Origin of the sequence: Flavobacterium sp. KS-LB2 (genome assembly GCF_036895565.1) — a bacterium.
In the GTDB taxonomy this organism is placed as follows: Bacteria; Bacteroidota; Bacteroidia; order Flavobacteriales; family Flavobacteriaceae; genus Flavobacterium.
On the sequence record NZ_CP145904.1, the window covers coordinates 43,528 to 60,715 of the forward strand.

Here is a 17,188-nt window from a genome sequence, read left to right on the forward strand (position 1 = left end):
CAACTTGACTTTATGACATTAGACTTTACAACTTTAGACTATTAATAAGAATGTTTAATTTTTAATATATATATTATGGAAATTCCAACTATTGTAGGAGCAGGATTGATTGTTATCGGAGCAGGTTTAGGTATTGGTAGAATTGGTGGTTCAGCAATGGACGCTATTGCTCGTCAGCCAGAAGCTTCTGGAAAAATCCAAACAGCTATGCTTATTGCAGCTGCACTTATTGAAGGTATTGGTTTCGCTGCGTTATTCGCATCTTAATTAAAACTTAAAAAACAATAGTTACAACGGTTGGTTGTAACTATTGTTTTTAAAATTAAAACATTACAAATTGCGATTAAAAGCAATTCATACTTTAAAATTTATAATTAGATATAATGGATAAGTTAATAAATGATTTTTCGTTTGGTTTGTTTATTTGGCAAATAGCAATATTTGTTGGATTAATACTCTTGTTAAAAAAATTCGCTTGGAAACCAATTCTTGATGCAGTTAATGATAGAGAAGAAGGAATTAAAAATGCATTACTTTCTGCTGAAAATGCTAGAAAAGAAATGCAAAATCTTCAAGCTGACAACCAACGTATTTTACAAGAAGCAAGATTAGAGCGTGACAACATGCTTAAAGATGCTCGTGAAATGAAAGAGAAAATGGTTGCTGATGCTAAAAACGAAGCGCAAGCTCAAGGATTGAAAATGATTGAGCAAGCGAAAGCAGCAATTGAAAGCGAAAAAAATGCAGCAATGGCAGAATTGAAATTACAAGTTTCAACTTTATCATTGAGTATCGCAGAAAAAATATTGAAAGACGAATTATCTAACAAAGAAGCTCAAACTAAATTAGTAGAGAAAATGTTAGGTGACGTAAAGTTAAACTAACAATTATGGCAAGTACAAGAGCAGCAATTCGTTATGCAAAAGCAATTCTAGACTTAGCAAACTCAAAAGGTGTTGCCGAGGTTGTAAATAATGATATGAAATCTATAGCTTCAACAATTAATGGTAATTTGGAATTGAGTACTTTTATTCAAAATCCAACTACTAAAGTGGAGGTAAAAGAGAAAGCACTGTTAGAAGTTTTTGCAGGTATCAATGGCGTAACTCAAGGGTTGTTTCATTTGTTATTTGAAAACAAAAGATTCGAAATTCTAGAAGCAATTGCAATAGAATACAGTAAACTATCTGATGTTATGAATGGTATAGAAGTAGCTCAGGTTACTACTGCTATTGCTATGGATGCAGTATTAGAAGCACAAGTTTTGGCAAAAATTGCAACATTTTCGGATAAGAAAATTACAATAGAAAATACAGTAGATGCTTCAATCATTGGAGGATTTATTTTACGAATAGGCGACAAGCAATACAATGCTTCCGTGGCCAACAGATTACAAGTATTAAAAAGAGAGTTAAGTAATTAGTTTTATTGCACATTTAAGTGTTTAAATTATAAAGTAAGATGGCGGAAATCAAACCTGCTGAAATTTCAGCAATATTAAGAAAGCAAGTAGAAGGTTTTGAATCTGGTGCTACACTAGAAGAAGTAGGAACAGTACTTCAAGTTGGAGATGGTATTGCTCGTATTTACGGGCTTTCTAATGTTCAATATGGAGAATTAGTTGAATTTGACAATGGATTAGAAGCTATTGTTTTGAACCTTGAAGAAGACAATGTAGGTGTGGTACTTTTAGGACCATCTACAGGAATCAAAGAAGGATCAACTGCAAAAAGAACACAACGTATTGCTTCTCTTAAAGTAGGAGAACAAATGGTAGGTCGTGTAGTAAATACTCTTGGTTTTCCAATTGATGGAAAAGGACCAATTGGTGGAGATTTATACGAGATGCCTTTGGAAAGAAAAGCTCCTGGAGTTATCTTCCGTCAACCCGTTACTGAACCATTACAAACCGGTATTAAAGCAGTAGATGCTATGATTCCAGTAGGTCGTGGACAACGTGAGCTAGTTATTGGTGACCGTCAAACAGGTAAATCAACTGTTTGTATCGATACTATCTTAAATCAAAAAGAATTTTATGATGCTGGGAAACCAGTATTCTGTATATATGTTGCAATTGGACAAAAAGCGTCAACTGTAGCAGGAATTGCTAAAATGTTAGAAGAAAAAGGTGCAATGGCGTATACCGTTATTGTTGCAGCGAATGCTTCTGATCCAGCTCCAATGCAAGTGTATGCTCCTTTTGCAGGTGCTGCTATTGGGGAGTATTTTAGAGATTCAGGTCGTCCAGCTTTAATTGTTTATGATGACTTATCTAAGCAAGCAGTAGCGTATCGTGAGGTTTCTCTTTTATTGAGAAGACCACCGGGACGTGAAGCATATCCTGGAGACGTTTTCTACCTTCACAGTCGTTTATTAGAGCGTGCTTGTAAAGTAATTGCTGATGACGGAATTGCTAAAGACATGAACGATTTACCAGACTCATTGAAATCAATTGTAAAAGGTGGTGGTTCTCTTACTGCTTTACCAATTATTGAAACACAAGCGGGTGACGTTTCTGCATACATCCCAACAAACGTAATTTCGATTACAGATGGTCAAATTTTCCTTGATGGAGATTTGTTTAACTCTGGGGTTCGTCCAGCGATTAACGTAGGTATCTCTGTATCTCGTGTTGGAGGAAATGCACAAATTAAATCAATGAAAAAAGTAGCTGGTACATTAAAACTAGATCAAGCACAATTCCGTGAATTGGAAGCGTTTGCTAAATTTGGTTCTGATCTTGATGCTGTTACTTTAAATGTAATTGAAAAAGGAAAAAGAAACGTTGAAATCTTGAAACAAGGTTTGAACGATCCGTATACTGTTGAAGACCAAGTTGCAATTATCTATGCTGGTTCTAAAAATTTATTGAGAAATGTTCCTGTGAATAAAGTAAGAGAATTTGAGAAAGATTTCTTAGAATTCTTGAATAACAAACACAGAGCGACTCTTGATGCTTTGAAAGCAGGAAAATTAACAGACGAAATTACAGATGTAATCGAAACTGTAGCAAAAGAATTATCAGCAAAATATAACTAAAAAGTACTAAGTGAGAAGTATTAAGTATCAAAATTTTCTAGGTACTTAATACTTAATACTTAAATCTTCATACTTACAAAACAATGGCAAATTTAAAGGAAATCCGTAATAGAATTACTTCCGTTTCATCTACGATGCAAATTACATCGGCAATGAAAATGGTTTCTGCAGCAAAGCTAAAGAAAGCACAAGATGCAATCACAGCAATGCGCCCTTATGCCGAAAAATTAACGGAACTATTGCAAAATCTTTCTGCTACACTTGAAGGTGACGCAGGTGGAGAGTTTACAACACAACGTGAGATTAAGAAAGTTTTAGTTGTTGCCATTACTTCTAATAGAGGTTTATGTGGTGCATTTAACACAAATGTTATCAAAGAAGCAAAAAACCGTTCAGAGTTTTATGCTGGAAAGCAAGTGGATATTTTTGCTATCGGTAAAAAAGGAAATGACGTTTTAAGCAAATCACTTTCAATTGTAGATAATCAAAGCGCTATTTTTGACGATTTGACTTTTGACAATGTGGCAAAAATTGCTGACTTGTTAACAGAGAAATTTGTTTCTGGTGAATACGATAAAATTGAGTTGATTTACAACCAATTTAAAAATGCTGCGACACAAATCGTTCAAACAGAACAATTTTTGCCATTAGCACCTATAAAATCTGATCTTACAGTTTCGACTGGAGATTATATTTTTGAACCTTCAAAAGAAGAAATCGTGTTAACTTTGATTCCAAAATCATTAAAAACACAATTGTATAAAGGAATTCGTGATTCATTTGCTTCCGAGCATGGAGCACGTATGACTGCGATGCACAAAGCAACTGATAACGCAACAGAATTGAGAAATCAATTGAAATTGACTTACAACAAAGCACGTCAAGCTTCTATTACTAATGAAATCTTAGAGATTGTTGGTGGTGCTGAAGCATTGAATGGGTAATACAATATTAATTCAAAATATATTCTAAGAGGTATGCTAAAGCGTGCCTCTTTTTTTGTTTAATTTTATAGTTTAAAAATACTAGCAGAATGAAACTACACCTCAAAGAACTTACTACAAAACAAGAAATGCTGGCGCAATATCCTGTCATGCAATATTTATATACAAATTTCAGTTTAGAGAAATACGATGCGTACCTCACGGATATGGTTCCACACAACTACAAGCAAATTGCCGTCTTTGAAAATGACGTTTGCGTAGGGTTATCTGGATTGTGGTCTGGAACTAAACTTTGGTCTGGAAAGTACTTAGAAATTGATAACTTTATCGTGCATCCAGAGCACCGTAAAAAAGGAATTGGGAAAATGATGACGGATTACGTCGATGCCAAAGCAAAAGAACTCGGTTGTACCATGATTGTTTTAGATGCTTTTACGGGAAATTTTAATGCACATCGTTTTTATTACAACCAAGGTTATGTACCAAAAGGATTTCACTTTCTCAAGATTTTAAATGAAGAAGGATTAAGTTAAAAAGAAAAATATGAAAGGATTTAAAACAATTTTTTCCTTATTTATAATGGCAATCAGCCTTACTTTTTGTGCTATGAAACAAGAATTTCAAACGGAATTTCCTCAAGAAATAAAATCAGTTTTTTACCAGAAAGAGAAAAACAGTGCCAAAAGTAGCGGAGTATATTTTTATATTGAATTAGAAAAACCGTTAGCGAAAACCGTCAAGTTAGAGAAAGTCTATTTTCACAATCAGGAAGCGTTTCTAAAAGGAATTACCTCAAAAGATTTTACAGCTTATTTCAGCTCAAGTATTGCCCAGCAGGATTTGATATTGCACAAAGATCCTTCAAAAGAATATGGAAATAAAGCGCCAGTCATTCAAAAAACTAAATTTCATTTGAAACCCAACGAAGCAGTTTTGGAATACAAGAAAGATCATAAAACCCAGTTTTTTAAAATATCAAATCTCATAGAAAAGCCATTAAGATAATTTTGGTGAAAAGGAGTTTATTTTTAGTGAATTGTTTGGCATTAAAACAAATATTCACTTCAGATGATTAAACCAAAGAATTCGTTATTTTTGTTTTTATAAATAGTAATAGACACATCATTTTGGGATTATATAAAAATCTTTTTAAACAGACTGCCATTTATGGATTGGCTACGGTTATACCAAGAATGTTCAGTTTTATACTGGTTCCATTATACACAGATTTGCTTCCTAAAGCAGAATACGGAAAAGTTTCTATCATTTTTGCTTGGATGATTTTCTTTAATGTCATTCTTGCGTATGGATTTGAGACTGCTTTCTTTAGATTTTACAATAAAGAAACCGATAAGAAATCGGTTGTGGAAACAACATCCGTTTCGCTCTTTTGGACTTCTATTTCGTTTTTATTTATAGCCTTATTATTTAGAAATAAATTAGCAATTTGGTCCGGAATTGATGTTCAATATATTACGTACACCATCTGGATTTTAGTTCTGGATGCGCTAGTGATTGTTCCTTTTTCTAAATTAAGAGTCAATCAGCAACCTATAAAATATGCTCTAATTAAAATAGGAAATGTGGCTATTAATCTGCTTTTAAACCTTTTCTTTTTGATTTATTTGCCAAGCATCGAACAGTCAAATCCCGATAGTTTTTTATGTTCTTTTTACTTAGAAGATTTTCAAATAGGTTATATTTTTGTATCGAATATCGTTGCGAGTTTAGTTACTTTTCTCCTACTTTCTCCTAACTACCTTTTGCTAAAATGGCATTTTGATTACACCCTTTGGAAGCGAATGATGCAGTATGGCTTGCCTATTATGGTTGCCGGAATCGCATTTGCCATCAACGAGCAATTCGATAAAATTTTATTAGGAAAGCTACTTCCAGCAAACATCGCTGCTGCCGAGGTGGGTGTTTATTCTGCATGTTACAAACTCGGTTTGTTTATGGTTTTGTATCGCACGGCTTACACCTTAGGAATTGAACCCTTCTTTTTCAGCCACGCTGATAAGCAAGATGCCCCTCAAACCTACGCCACGATTACCAAATATTTTGTCATTTTCGGCTCTTTTATATTACTATCCGTAATCGTTTTTGCCGATGTCTTGAAAGTTATTATGATACAAGATGAATCTTATTGGGAAGCTATGAAAGTAGTACCCTTAATCATTCTCGCCAATTTTTTCCTTGGCATATACACCAATCTTTCGGTTTGGTATAAACTGATAGACAAAACCCATATCGGAGCCTATATTTCTATAGTGGGAGCTATAATCACATTAGCTTTAAATTACCTGCTAATCCCCACAATGAGCTATTATGGCTCGGCAATTGCTACAATTGCGGCCTATGGAAGCATGATGTTTATCTCTTACTATTTCGGAAACAAATATTATCCCATCCCGTATGACACTAATAAAATTGCAATTTATCTGCTATTATCCATAGGATTTTCTGCGATTTCATTTTATGGTTTCCGAGAAAATTATTTTGTCGGAATCCCATTATTGCTCGCGTTCCTGTATTTTATATACCACAACGAAAAAGAATTATTAACCAAGATTTTAAAACGAAAACCGAATTAAAATAATTTTTAGGAGCCAATCGCGCTGTACGTTTCAAGCTTTTTCCTAAAATTGTTTTTTTCTAAGTCCAAAAAGGAGCTTCCTCTGGTCGCTCTTTTTATCCATGAAAAAATACAATTTTACAAAAAAAGGCTTTCCACTTCCATCACGGCTAAAATCTTAAATACTATATAAATCCTGCGAATCAGCAATTCATAGCTTGTTCCATAACCATAAATAATAATGACAATAAACATAATCAACAAATCACAACACGCCTTGCCCAACTATGAAACCATAGCTTCAGCAGGAATGGATTTAAGAGCTAACTTAACCGAATCGATAAACCTTAAACCACTGGAAAGAACCATTATAAAAACAGGTCTTTTTATAGAATTACCAATAGGTTATGAAGCACAAGTACGTCCAAGAAGCGGTCTGGCTGCCAAAAAAGGGATTACAGTGCTGAATTCTCCGGGAACAGTAGATGCAGATTATCGTGGCGAAATTGGTGTGATTTTAGTAAATTTATCCAATGAAGATTTCGTCATCGAAAACGGAGAGCGTATCGCACAACTTATCATAGCAAAACACGAACGAGCGGAGTGGATCGAAGTTCAAGAGCTATCAGAAACTTCTAGAGGCGAAGGTGGTTTTGGAAGTACGGGAGTGAAATAACTAAGCAGTGTTCAGTATTCAGTTGTGAAAATTGATTAACCAAGTTGTTTCAAAAACCAAGTTGTGGAAATCGGTACAATCTGTTTAATCTGTAGCATAATAAAACAAAAAAAACTTTGCGAACTTTACGGTTAAAAAAAGTAAATTAATTTAATAATTCAAAGATTAAAAAATTTAAATATTTGTATTAAATTTTTCAATCATTTAATTTTTCAATAAAAAAATATGAAAATAATTGTCCCAATGGCAGGCCGTGGTTCACGCCTTCGCCCACATACATTAACTATTCCTAAGCCATTAATTCCAGTTGCTGGAAAACCAATTGTGCATCGTCTAGTAGAAGATATCGCCGGCGTATTGAATCAAGATATCGAAGAAGTAGCCTTTATCATTCACGAAAGTTTTGGCAAAAAAGTAGAAGAAGAACTACTTGCTATTGCTCAAAAATTAGGTGCCAAAGGAACTATTTATTATCAAAACGAAGCGTTAGGAACGGGTCATGCCATTATGTGTGCCAAAGATTCTTTGAGCGGACCAGCGGTTATTGCTTATGCCGATACGTTAATTCGTGCCGATTTTGATTTAGATCAAAATGCCGATAGTGTTATTTGGGTAAAACAAGTGGATCATCCAGAAGCTTTTGGAGTAATAAACCTCAATGACGCTAATGAAATAGTAGAATTAGTAGAAAAACCAGCAACATTTGTATCTGATCTTGCTGTTATTGGAATTTATTATTTTAAAGATATTGCCGTTCTAAAAAACGAACTGCAATTAGTATTAGATAATAATATTATTCATGGAGGAGAATATCAAATTAATGATGGAATCAAGCAAATGATGGCCAAAGGCATGAAATTTGTTCCAGGTAAAGTAGACGAATGGATGGATTGTGGCAACAAAGATGTTACAGTTGAAACAAATTCTAGAATGTTAGGTTTCTTACACAATGACGGAGAGCATTTAGTAGACTTCGATGTTAAATTAGAAAATGCTACTATTATTCCGCCCTGTTACATTGGAGAAGATGTGGTATTAATTAATGCAACTGTTGGGCCCAATGTCTCTCTAGGAAAAGGATGTCATGTAGTAAACAGTACTATTAAAAATAGTTTGGTACAAACGCACGCTCATATAAAAAATGCGAATTTAGATAATGCAATGATTGGAAATCATGCCAGCTTTGATGGTAATTTTACAAGCATCAGTATTGGTGATTATTCGGTTTTAGAATAAAATGGTTCGATTGTTGTACCTAGTATAAAGATGCAGAATTAAAAAACAGCATGAAAAACAGCGCTTTACTATTTTTATTTCTGGTTTTGCAATGCAATTCAGCTTTGCTATGGGCACAAACGGAACCCGAGGAAATCAAGCTTGATACAGATCAATTTCAGGAACTTTTTTATGAATCATTGCTTCAAAAAGGAATTGAAAATTATGATAAAGCAGTAATAGCCTTGGATAAATGCATCAAGATTAAACCAGATGATGCGGCTGTTTATTATGAATTAGGAAAAAATTATTTAGCATTAAAGGAATATAAAAATGCCTATAGTTCATTTGAAAAAGCGACCCAAATAGATCCAAAAAATAAATGGTTCTGGGTGGGAATGTACGATGTGAGTTATGAAACTAAAAATTTTACCCAGGGAATTACGGTCATCAATAAATTAATTGAATTTGATCCAAAGTATAAAGAAGATTTGACCTCTTTGTATATGGGGACTAATCAGTTTGAAAAAGCATTGACGTTAATTCAAGAACTCAATGAAACCATTGGAAAAACAGACCGTAGGGAATTATACAAAAGCCAAATCCTGTCCGAAGGAAAGTTTCAAAATATTGAAGTTTCAAATTTGTTAGCACAGATTGAAAAGAACCCAAAAGAAGAGTCAAATTACATCAGTCTAATTGTTTTGTATTCTAAAAATAATGAAGAGGGAAAAGCTTTTGAAATTGTCAAAAAACTGGAAAAAGCCTTACCAAATTCTGAATGGGCACAAGTAACGTTGTTCAAAACGTATTTGGATAATAATGATGGACCAAAAGCAATTAGTGCCATGAATGTAGTTTTGGCTAGCGCCAAAATAGATTCTAAAATAAAGCACAGAATACTGAATGAGTTTTTGATTTTTGCAAATAAAAATCCGCAATACACAGCTGATTTAGAAAAAGCAATTTCATATTTCGATAATGATAAAGAAGTTAATGTTGCTAAGGAAATAGGGAAATTTTTCCATACAAAAAAGCAATGGGCAAAAGCAATTACCTACTATGAACAAGCATTAAAAAATGGTTCTGGAGACGATATCGAAACCCATTTGCTTTTGCTTCAGATGTATACAGAGACAAAGGAGTTTGGGTTGGTAGCTAAAAAAGCGTCAGCAATGGTTGATGTTTTTCCAACACAACCACAGTTTTACTACTACTCAGGAATGGCTAATAATCAATTGCAACAATTTAAGAAAGCCAAAGATATACTAGAAATGGGCATGGATTATGTAGTAGAAGATAGAGCATTAGAAATAAACTTCAACATTCAGTTAGGAGAAGCGTACAATGGCTTGGGAGATTTCAAGAAAAAGGAGCTGTATTTTTCTAAAGCCAATCAATTAATAAAAGAAAAAAAACAATGAAAAAAATAGCAATAATAGTATTAATAGCTCTTTTTATGGTGTCGTGTAAATCGAAAGCCATAGCAGTTGCGGCAGGGAATGTGCCAACAACGGAGGCGAGTTACATGACGTCTAAAAAAATAATAGAAAATTATTACAACAATAAAAATCAGTTTTCTACATTATATATTAAATCGAGTGCGCGTTATGCTGACAACAAACAAACTCAAAATGTTACGGCTGAAATTAGGATTAAGAAAGACGAACAAATTTTAGTTAGCATTCGTTTTCTTGGAATTACAATGGCTAAAGCATTGATTACACCAAAGTCAGTGAACTATTATGAAAAAATAAACGGTAGTTATTTTGAAGGTGATTTTACTAGCTTAAGCCAATGGTTAGGAACGGATTTAGATTATAATAAAATTCAAAATATGTTATTAGGTCAAGCAATTGATGATTTGACGAAAGGGAAGTATCTGGAATCCTTGCTGGAACAAACGTACCGTTTAGATGATGTTTCGAATGCAAATACGAAAAAATCATTCTTTTTGGATGCCGATAAGTTTTTAGTTCAAAAACAAGAAATCACCCAAACTACCGAGGAACGAATGATTAAAGTAGCCTATGCAGACAACAAAGTCTATAACGAGGGAACATTGCCAACTAGCGTTCTAATCAATACGTTTCAGAAGAAAGGAAACACCGAAATTAATCTGGATTACAACACGGTAACTTTCAATGAAGAACTTTCTTTTCCTTATAGTGTTCCAAATGGGTACAAAAGAATTATAATTAAGTAAATTAGCCAAAATATTTTTTTAATATGCCAAAATTTCTCCTAAGCCTAATTTTTATCTGTATGACTTCATTACTTTGGAGTCAGGAATCCCAACAAGAAAAATTAGAAGAACGTAAAGCTCAAATTCAAAAGGAAATTCGAGAAAATGAAAAGTTATTACAAACAGTAAAGAAAAAAGAAAAATCCGCTGTCAATGTAGTTATTATTCAGAGTACAAAAATAAAGCTGAAAGAAAAATTAATAAACACGACCGAAAAGCAAACCAAGTTGCTTAACAATGACATGTATATTAATCAGGTACAAATCAATAAACTTAAGAAAGAACTAGCTGAACTTAAGGAGGATTATGCTGAAATGATTGTAAAGTCATATAAAAGCCGATCTGCCGAAAGTAGAGCGATGTTCTTATTGTCGTCTGAAAACTTTTTGCAGGCTTATAAAAGAGCACAGTACATGAAGCAATACACGAGCTACAGAAAAATGCAAGGTGAAGAAATAAAAACGAAGTCGAACAAGCTTATCGATTTTAATGCAAAACTGAACGTACAAAAAACAGCCAAACAAAAACTGATTGCTGAAAACGAAAAAGAACGATTGTCACTTGAAAAAGAAAAACAAGAGCAATTGAAATTGGTAAACGTTATTAAAAAAGATAAAAATAAGATTGCTCAAGAAATTAAGAAACGACAACAAGAATATAGAGCAATTGACAGACAAATTAATAAGTTAATTCGAGAGGCTATTGCGGCTGCCAATAGAAAAGCAGCTTTAGAAAAAGCAAAAGCAAATCCAAGTGCTCCAGTTTCAAAAGCGGCAGTATCTTCCTCAAAAATTGAGTTAACTCCAGAAGCTAAAATTGTTGCAGATAACTTTAGAGCCAATAGAGGAAGGTTGCCTTATCCTGTTGAGAAAGGCTATATATCTTTAGGATATGGAAACCAGACGCATCCATTGTTTAATACCATTACCGTACACAATAGTGGTGTAGAAATCACAACAGACAAGGGCGCAAGCGCAAGAGCCGTTTTTGGCGGAGAAGTAACTAGCGTAATTGTTTTGTCACCAGTAAACAAAGCAGTAATGATACAACATGGAGATTTCTTCACAGTATATCAAAATTTGAGCTCTGTAAATGTTAGTAAAGGAGATAAAGTGAGTATTAAACAAAGCCTTGGAAAAGTAAGAACCAACGGTGAGACAGGAAAAACGATAATCAAGTTTTTAATTCTTCAAAATACAACTTACAACGATCCCGAAGGTTGGTTGTCACCAAGATAAAAATGGCGTTACACAAAAAGCACTGTCGTATTCCCTGGAATGTAATAGTGCTTTTTTTTAAGTTGGTTATAGCAGTAAACCCCACTCTTTATGAAATTAATATTTATTTCATGGAGTAGAGACATTTTTAGAACAGTTTGAGCTTTTTAGGACGATCGTTTGACGAACACTTCAAAAGGTACGTTTTCAAAAAATCAAGTGTAATTTGTAAATAGACAATCACAATTAAGAAAGCTTGACATGAAAAATAAAATGTATGTTAAAAATTCAATAGATATTCTCAAAATAAAAAATTCCAAAAAAAAGATCGTGACGCTAGTGAAACAGTTAATTATGTTGCCGCTAATCACCTTTATGATTGGTTGCAACAATAGAAAAGTAGAAGAAAAACAAAATTCTTTTAGAGCAATTAATGGACGAGATACAGCCTACTTATCACTCACAACAGGGGATAATTATTTTACGGGAAAATATGAAATATTTTATGGACATAAAACAATGAAAGACTCCGGATATGTAAGAGGTAAAATAGTTGGTGATACTTTGTTGGGGGCTTATTATTACAAATCTTACGGTGGCTTGGGTTTAAGTAAGCCAATTGCTTTATTAATGAAAGGGGACAAATTGCTATTAGGTACAGGAATACAAAGTAGTGTATTGGGGTTAGTTTTTTTTACTTCTGAGGTACCAATTAACTATGATGCACCCGTATTTATTTTCGAAAAATCAAAAAACAACAAGTAGCAGGACTCATATTAAAAATAGAAAATTGGATATTTATAGTATTTTTTACAATAAGATATAGATATTCACGACTGTTGTGCTAAGTCAGAGGGATACGCACAACAGTCAGTACATTTAAGTAACCCTCCGTTGGATTGGCTATTCAAAAAGATAAGAATTCCAGTTTTCATAAAAAAAGCATTATCGTATTCCGTGGAATGTGATAATGCTTTTTTATTTTTATTCTTGCTGAGGAACTATCTTAAATCAACTGAAAGTTTCGCTATAAATTTAAGTTATTCTCTTTGCGAGGGTTACTAATATAAAATTATTCTGCTTTATTAAAAGAAGAATTAATTGAATTGATCATTCCATCAGTTGACCAAGTTCCAGAAACTATGATGCGTCGGATGGTGTAAAGTGGATCTATTGAATCTCTTTTGGTAGACAAAATATATCCCATTTTGTAACTGCTTTTTTTGATTTCAGGAATTGCTGCTGTATTCCATAATCCAAATGGATAAGCAAAATCCGTCACAGGTTTTCCTATAATTTCCTCTAGTTTTGCCTTTGGTTTTACTAATTGTGTATTCCAGTCGTCTCCTGCATATTTAGTAACCATATGATGATCCCATGTGTGTGCGCCTACAACATGTCCGTCGTCCGACAAGGTTTTAATTTGCTCTTTACTCATGTATCCGGGACGATTAATAGAAACGGTCATGATAAAAAACACTCCTTTGAAACCATATTTTTTCATTTCGGCTACGCCAATGCTGAACTGCTCTTCTCTGGTATCATCAAACGTTATCATAATAGGCTTTGCAGGTAATGGACCATCAAAGACTAAATAATTATACAATTGTTCTGGTAAAATGGTTTGGAAGCCTGCATCTGCCAAGGCTTTCATTTGTTGCGAAAAAGCCGGAGGTTTTACAGTGTAGACTTTTATGTTTCCACTTGCAGTAGCGCTAAAATCCCGAATGTTATGGTAACATAAAATTGGAACTTCTTTTTTTGAAAGAATGGTCGTGGCATCATTTGCTACTTTTTTTTGCGTAACAATTTTTGCAGGAACACTAACTAAGGGAACTTCGGGGATTATTTTACGGGGTTCTGATTGACAGCCTACCAACAAAAAAAATCCAAGACAAAAACAGTAAAGAAGATGTTTCATAAACTATATTATTGGTACTGAATGTAAATTGGTTTTGGAGTAAATTTCATTAACTCTTCAGGGCTATACATTTTCCAGTCGTTTTTATTGTCATTTTTATAAAATAATTTAAAACCGGAAAACTGTACAGGTTCTCTAAAAATATAAGCTTTATAAGTGTCTTTTTTTAACACTTTACTTCCAAAACCATCCATATCCATTACGATTTGAACCTCAGGGACAGTTTTGATTTCTTTATAATTTTTCACCATTCCTTGTGTAAATCGGTGTACTACCAATACTTTTGGAGTTAACTTGTTTTTACGCACAATATCAGCCAAAATAGTAATGGCGTCATTTATATCAGCCGCAGTAAAATGCCCGATTTTAGAACCTGGACGCTCTCCGCCTTTCATTGAAAATTCAGGGTCAATTCCAAGATGTACATTCGGCATGGAAAGGTATCTTTCTAACTCCGCTACTTCTGCTTTTACAGTGCTGTGTCCTACTTGTATATCTAAAAACACTAGTGCATTGATGGGTTTTGCCCAACTTATAACGGTATCAATTTGTTTAAAAGGCATTCGTAAACGGTGCATGTTATTTTTTCCAGGAGCGCCTTGAGCCGTAACGGCGATGTAGTGCAATGCAGGAATTGTTTTCACAGTAGAGTCGGCTGCTTGCCATTTAGCTACTTCGCCTTGCAGTTTTGTTATCATTTCTTTTTGGGGAAGTTCACCCAATATTCCCATTCTTGTAGAATATAGATTTCCGTAATACGCAATAATTCTATTGTAGGGTAACAAAGCACCTGCTAAAGGGTAAGGTGCTTTTGCGGGCCATCTGCCAGTAGTGTCATTATTGCTTAACGCGACCATTTTTTTATTATAGTCAACGGTATCTAGAGTAAGTGTTGTTTTTTCTTCAATGACCTTTTTTACGCTATCTGATTTTTCTGTATCGGTTACAGCATCTGCTGCTTTTCCTTTTTCACAGGAAATATTCAAAAGCAATAATGGAAGTACAATAAGTGCAATAGCTGATTTTTTCATAAATTAATTCTATTTATTTTCAATGTAAAGATATAGTATTTTAGAACCGAGAAATCATTTATAATTATGTTTCAACGCCTATTTATTACATAATTTACGGATTTTAAATTTTAAATTTAATATTTAAACGGAATGGATATCTGTTAATTGTTGAGTTGTTGATTTCTATTTGTTTTTAGTTCAATTTCAGAACAGTTTTTGGCGAATACAAAGAAAACGTTAACTTTATAGAAGTTTTTTACTCATCTAAACTCCAAAAAATTGTTCAAAAACTTCGTTTCTTTACTTCTTTGCTTATGCATTACCACTGCTGCTTTTTCACAAATAAAAAAAGATACCATTTCATTATCTGAAGTAGTATTGAAAGGTGCGCCAATACAAAAAACAATTCAAAACACAGCAGCAGCTGTCGCAGTACTTACCGCAGTCGATATCAATAAAAGTGATGGACTGATTTTAACCCCCATATTAAATACAATTCCGGGAGTGAGTATGCAGCAAGGCGCATTAAACACCAATCGAATCATGGTACGCGGTATTGGAGCGCGTGCACAATTTGGCACAACTAAAATCAAAGCGTATTTTGATGGCATTCCGCTAACTACCGGCGAAGGCGAAACTACGATTGACGATCTTAATTTAGGCGCCATCGAAAAAATTGAAATCACCAAAGGACCCAATGCTACGAGTTTTGGCTCGGGTTTGGGCGGTGTTATTCAACTGTTTTCAAAAGAGACGCCACCACGAGAAACTTTTGCGAAAGCAGCCACTACTTTTGGGAGTTTTGGATTGCTACACCAACAATATACTGCGGGTTACGCCAATGCAAAAAGCAATTGGTACAGCAGTTTTGCCAATGTGCAGCAAGACGGATTTAGAGCTAACAGTGACTACAATCGAAAAACGGTGAATGTACACGGCAAGCAACAGTTGGGTTCAAAAGGGAAATTATCTTTTCTAGGAACATTTACGCGATTAAAAGCGTTTATCCCGAGTTCGATTAACGAAAATGATTTTAACAACAATCCTGAGAAAGCGGCTCCAACTTGGGCTGCTGCAAAAGGATTTGAATCTTACGACAAGGTACTTTTGGGACTCGCGCATCAGCATCAATTTTCTGCTAAATGGTCTTTGCAAACTAGTGTTTTTGGTAGTTTTAAAGATGCTTATGAACCACGACCTTTTGATATTTTAGAGGATAACACCAATACAGTAGGTTTGCGATCGCATGCGAACTTCAAAGACCAACTTTTTGCAGTACCAATGGAACTGAGTTTTGGGACAGAATTACTCCGAGAGCAATACAAAAACACCTTGTATCGTAATTTGTATCAATCGCATCCGGGGCAAGGAAGTGTGCAAGGTGAAGCTTTTAGTTCTGTAAATCAAAATAGAAATTACAGTACTTTTTTCGTTCAAATGGAGCTACAACTGAATTCAAAACTACAATTAGAAACGGGTTTGTCTTTCAATAATACTTCGTATTTACTGGCAAATGAAACCAATCAGAATGAGCCTAATTCGTTCGGAGCTGTTTGGTCTCCACGTGTCGGATTGTCCTATCAAGTAAGCAAAGGAAAACATCTTTATACCTCAGTTAGCAATGGTTTCTCGGTGCCATCGGTTGCAGAAACCTTAACGCCTCAAGGTAAGATTAACATCAGCTTGAAGCCAGAATTGGGGTGGAATTATGAACTAGGTTTTAAAGGGAATTGGTTGAAACAAAAACTTTATACTGAAATTGCTTTGTACACTACTCAAATCAAAAACTTGTTGGTAGCGCGACGCACGGCCGAAGATCAATTTGTAGGTATCAATGCGGGTAGCAGTTCACATTCAGGTCTTGAATATGTACTGAGATATGCTCTTTTGAACAGAGAACAAGTGCAAATTAAGACCTATGTCTCGGGTGCTCTTAATGTGTTTAAGTTCAATGAATTTATAGATGGCGATGCTGATTATTCTGGAAATCAACTTACTGGCGCACCACAGTCACAGTTTAATTTCGGGTTTGATGTACAAACAAAATTGGGAATAAGCTGGAATACTGCTCTGCAAACCGTTGGTAAAATCCCGATGAATGATAGCAACACCAAATACAGTGACCGCTATGCGTTGTTGGATAGTAAAGTAACCTATTTGTTCCGCTTGTTTAAGGGGTTAAATGCGGAGGTCAATGCAGGAGTCAACAATGCCCTAAATAGAAAGTATGCTGCAAATATCTTACCCAATGCGGTAGGATTTGGTACTGCAGCACCGCGTTATTTTTATCCAGGAAATCCAGTCAATTATTACGGAGGTTTTTCGGTACTCTATAGTTTTTAA

The 17,188-nt window shown here is 34.4% G+C and carries 17 protein-coding genes; 15 read left to right on the forward strand and 2 right to left on the reverse strand.

Annotation, left to right across the window (positions count from 1 at the left end; translation table 11 throughout):
* Positions 1-75: 75 nt before the first annotated feature.
* The 14 genes from atpE to V5J73_RS00275 all read left to right on the forward strand — a co-directional run bounded on the left by atpE (position 76) and on the right by V5J73_RS00275 (position 12,676).
* On the forward strand, positions 76-267 hold the full coding sequence (gene atpE / locus V5J73_RS00210) for an ATP synthase F0 subunit C (RefSeq protein ID WP_073353856.1): 192 nt from the start codon (positions 76-78) through the stop codon (positions 265-267).
* A 116-nt stretch (positions 268-383) separates the two neighbouring features.
* Positions 384-884, forward strand: coding sequence for a F0F1 ATP synthase subunit B (locus V5J73_RS00215; protein ID WP_099713990.1), 501 nt, complete (start codon positions 384-386; stop codon positions 882-884).
* 5 nt (positions 885-889) lie between these two features.
* Positions 890-1,423, forward strand: coding sequence for an ATP synthase F1 subunit delta (gene atpH, locus V5J73_RS00220; RefSeq protein WP_338646770.1), 534 nt, complete (start codon positions 890-892; stop codon positions 1,421-1,423).
* A gap of 38 nt (positions 1,424-1,461) precedes the next feature.
* A complete protein-coding gene (gene atpA, locus V5J73_RS00225) occupies positions 1,462-3,039 on the forward strand; it encodes a F0F1 ATP synthase subunit alpha (RefSeq protein ID WP_338646771.1) in 1,578 nt (525 codons plus the stop codon).
* Between the two features lie 83 nt (positions 3,040-3,122).
* Positions 3,123-3,983, forward strand: coding sequence for an ATP synthase F1 subunit gamma (gene atpG, locus V5J73_RS00230; RefSeq protein ID WP_338646772.1), 861 nt, complete (start codon positions 3,123-3,125; stop codon positions 3,981-3,983).
* An 89-nt stretch (positions 3,984-4,072) separates the two neighbouring features.
* Positions 4,073-4,516 carry a GNAT family N-acetyltransferase gene (locus V5J73_RS00235; protein WP_338646773.1) on the forward strand — a complete coding sequence of 148 codons (444 nt, stop codon included), beginning with the start codon at positions 4,073-4,075 and terminating at the stop codon, positions 4,514-4,516.
* A gap of 10 nt (positions 4,517-4,526) precedes the next feature.
* A complete protein-coding gene (locus V5J73_RS00240) occupies positions 4,527-4,988 on the forward strand; it encodes a hypothetical protein (protein ID WP_338646775.1) in 462 nt (153 codons plus the stop codon).
* Between the two features lie 122 nt (positions 4,989-5,110).
* Positions 5,111-6,577, forward strand: a complete 1,467-nt coding sequence (locus V5J73_RS00245) for a lipopolysaccharide biosynthesis protein (protein ID WP_338646778.1) — start codon at positions 5,111-5,113, stop codon at positions 6,575-6,577.
* A gap of 222 nt (positions 6,578-6,799) precedes the next feature.
* The gene (dut, locus tag V5J73_RS00250) at positions 6,800-7,234 is read left to right on the forward strand and encodes a dUTP diphosphatase (RefSeq protein ID WP_338646780.1); all 435 of its coding nucleotides are present in this window, start codon (positions 6,800-6,802) and stop codon (positions 7,232-7,234) included.
* A 225-nt stretch (positions 7,235-7,459) separates the two neighbouring features.
* Positions 7,460-8,470 carry a sugar phosphate nucleotidyltransferase gene (locus tag V5J73_RS00255; RefSeq protein ID WP_338646782.1) on the forward strand — a complete coding sequence of 337 codons (1,011 nt, stop codon included), beginning with the start codon at positions 7,460-7,462 and terminating at the stop codon, positions 8,468-8,470.
* Between the two features lie 50 nt (positions 8,471-8,520).
* Positions 8,521-9,873, forward strand: a complete 1,353-nt coding sequence (locus V5J73_RS00260) for a tetratricopeptide repeat protein (protein ID WP_338646783.1) — start codon at positions 8,521-8,523, stop codon at positions 9,871-9,873.
* Positions 9,870-10,655 (forward strand): DUF4292 domain-containing protein, encoded by a 786-nt coding sequence (locus V5J73_RS00265; RefSeq protein WP_338646784.1) that lies wholly within the window; start codon positions 9,870-9,872, stop codon positions 10,653-10,655. Before V5J73_RS00260 ends, V5J73_RS00265 begins: the two co-directional genes overlap by 4 nt.
* A 59-nt stretch (positions 10,656-10,714) precedes the next feature.
* Entirely contained in the window at positions 10,715-11,932 is a 1,218-nt protein-coding gene (locus V5J73_RS00270) for a murein hydrolase activator EnvC family protein (RefSeq protein ID WP_338646786.1), read from the forward strand.
* Positions 11,933-12,172: 240 nt separating this feature from the next.
* A complete protein-coding gene (locus tag V5J73_RS00275) occupies positions 12,173-12,676 on the forward strand; it encodes a hypothetical protein (RefSeq protein WP_338646788.1) in 504 nt (167 codons plus the stop codon).
* Positions 12,677-12,983: 307 nt separating this feature from the next.
* Here the strand turns inward: V5J73_RS00275 and V5J73_RS00280 are convergent, their stop codons facing one another.
* Together V5J73_RS00280 and V5J73_RS00285 are read right to left on the reverse strand one after the other, a co-directional pair.
* Complete coding sequence (locus V5J73_RS00280) at positions 12,984-13,832, reverse strand: polysaccharide deacetylase family protein (RefSeq protein ID WP_338646789.1); 849 nt, start codon at positions 13,830-13,832, stop codon at positions 12,984-12,986.
* Between the two features lie 8 nt (positions 13,833-13,840).
* On the reverse strand, positions 13,841-14,863 hold the full coding sequence (locus V5J73_RS00285; protein WP_338646791.1) for a hypothetical protein: 1,023 nt from the start codon (positions 14,861-14,863) through the stop codon (positions 13,841-13,843).
* A 261-nt stretch (positions 14,864-15,124) separates the two neighbouring features.
* On the opposite strand from V5J73_RS00285, the gene V5J73_RS00290 reads away from it, so the two are divergent.
* A complete protein-coding gene (locus tag V5J73_RS00290; protein ID WP_338646792.1) occupies positions 15,125-17,188 on the forward strand; it encodes a TonB-dependent receptor family protein in 2,064 nt (687 codons plus the stop codon).

Coding starts and splice junctions, on each gene's coding strand:
- atpG (WP_338646772.1), top strand. CDS start 3,123: ATGGCAAATTTAAAGGAAATCCGTAATAGAATTACTTCCGTTTCATCT.
- V5J73_RS00265 (WP_338646784.1), top strand. CDS start 9,870: ATGAAAAAAATAGCAATAATAGTATTAATAGCTCTTTTTATGGTGTCG.
- V5J73_RS00235 (WP_338646773.1), top strand. CDS start 4,073: ATGAAACTACACCTCAAAGAACTTACTACAAAACAAGAAATGCTGGCG.
- V5J73_RS00260 (WP_338646783.1), top strand. CDS start 8,521: ATGAAAAACAGCGCTTTACTATTTTTATTTCTGGTTTTGCAATGCAAT.
- V5J73_RS00270 (WP_338646786.1), top strand. CDS start 10,715: ATGACTTCATTACTTTGGAGTCAGGAATCCCAACAAGAAAAATTAGAA.
- dut (WP_338646780.1), top strand. CDS start 6,800: ATGACAATAAACATAATCAACAAATCACAACACGCCTTGCCCAACTAT.
- atpH (WP_338646770.1), top strand. CDS start 890: ATGGCAAGTACAAGAGCAGCAATTCGTTATGCAAAAGCAATTCTAGAC.
- atpA (WP_338646771.1), top strand. CDS start 1,462: ATGGCGGAAATCAAACCTGCTGAAATTTCAGCAATATTAAGAAAGCAA.
- V5J73_RS00215 (WP_099713990.1), top strand. CDS start 384: ATGGATAAGTTAATAAATGATTTTTCGTTTGGTTTGTTTATTTGGCAA.
- V5J73_RS00280 (WP_338646789.1), bottom strand. CDS start 13,832: ATGAAACATCTTCTTTACTGTTTTTGTCTTGGATTTTTTTTGTTGGTA.
- V5J73_RS00285 (WP_338646791.1), bottom strand. CDS start 14,863: ATGAAAAAATCAGCTATTGCACTTATTGTACTTCCATTATTGCTTTTG.
- V5J73_RS00240 (WP_338646775.1), top strand. CDS start 4,527: ATGAAAGGATTTAAAACAATTTTTTCCTTATTTATAATGGCAATCAGC.
- atpE (WP_073353856.1), top strand. CDS start 76: ATGGAAATTCCAACTATTGTAGGAGCAGGATTGATTGTTATCGGAGCA.
- V5J73_RS00255 (WP_338646782.1), top strand. CDS start 7,460: ATGAAAATAATTGTCCCAATGGCAGGCCGTGGTTCACGCCTTCGCCCA.
- V5J73_RS00275 (WP_338646788.1), top strand. CDS start 12,173: ATGAAAAATAAAATGTATGTTAAAAATTCAATAGATATTCTCAAAATA.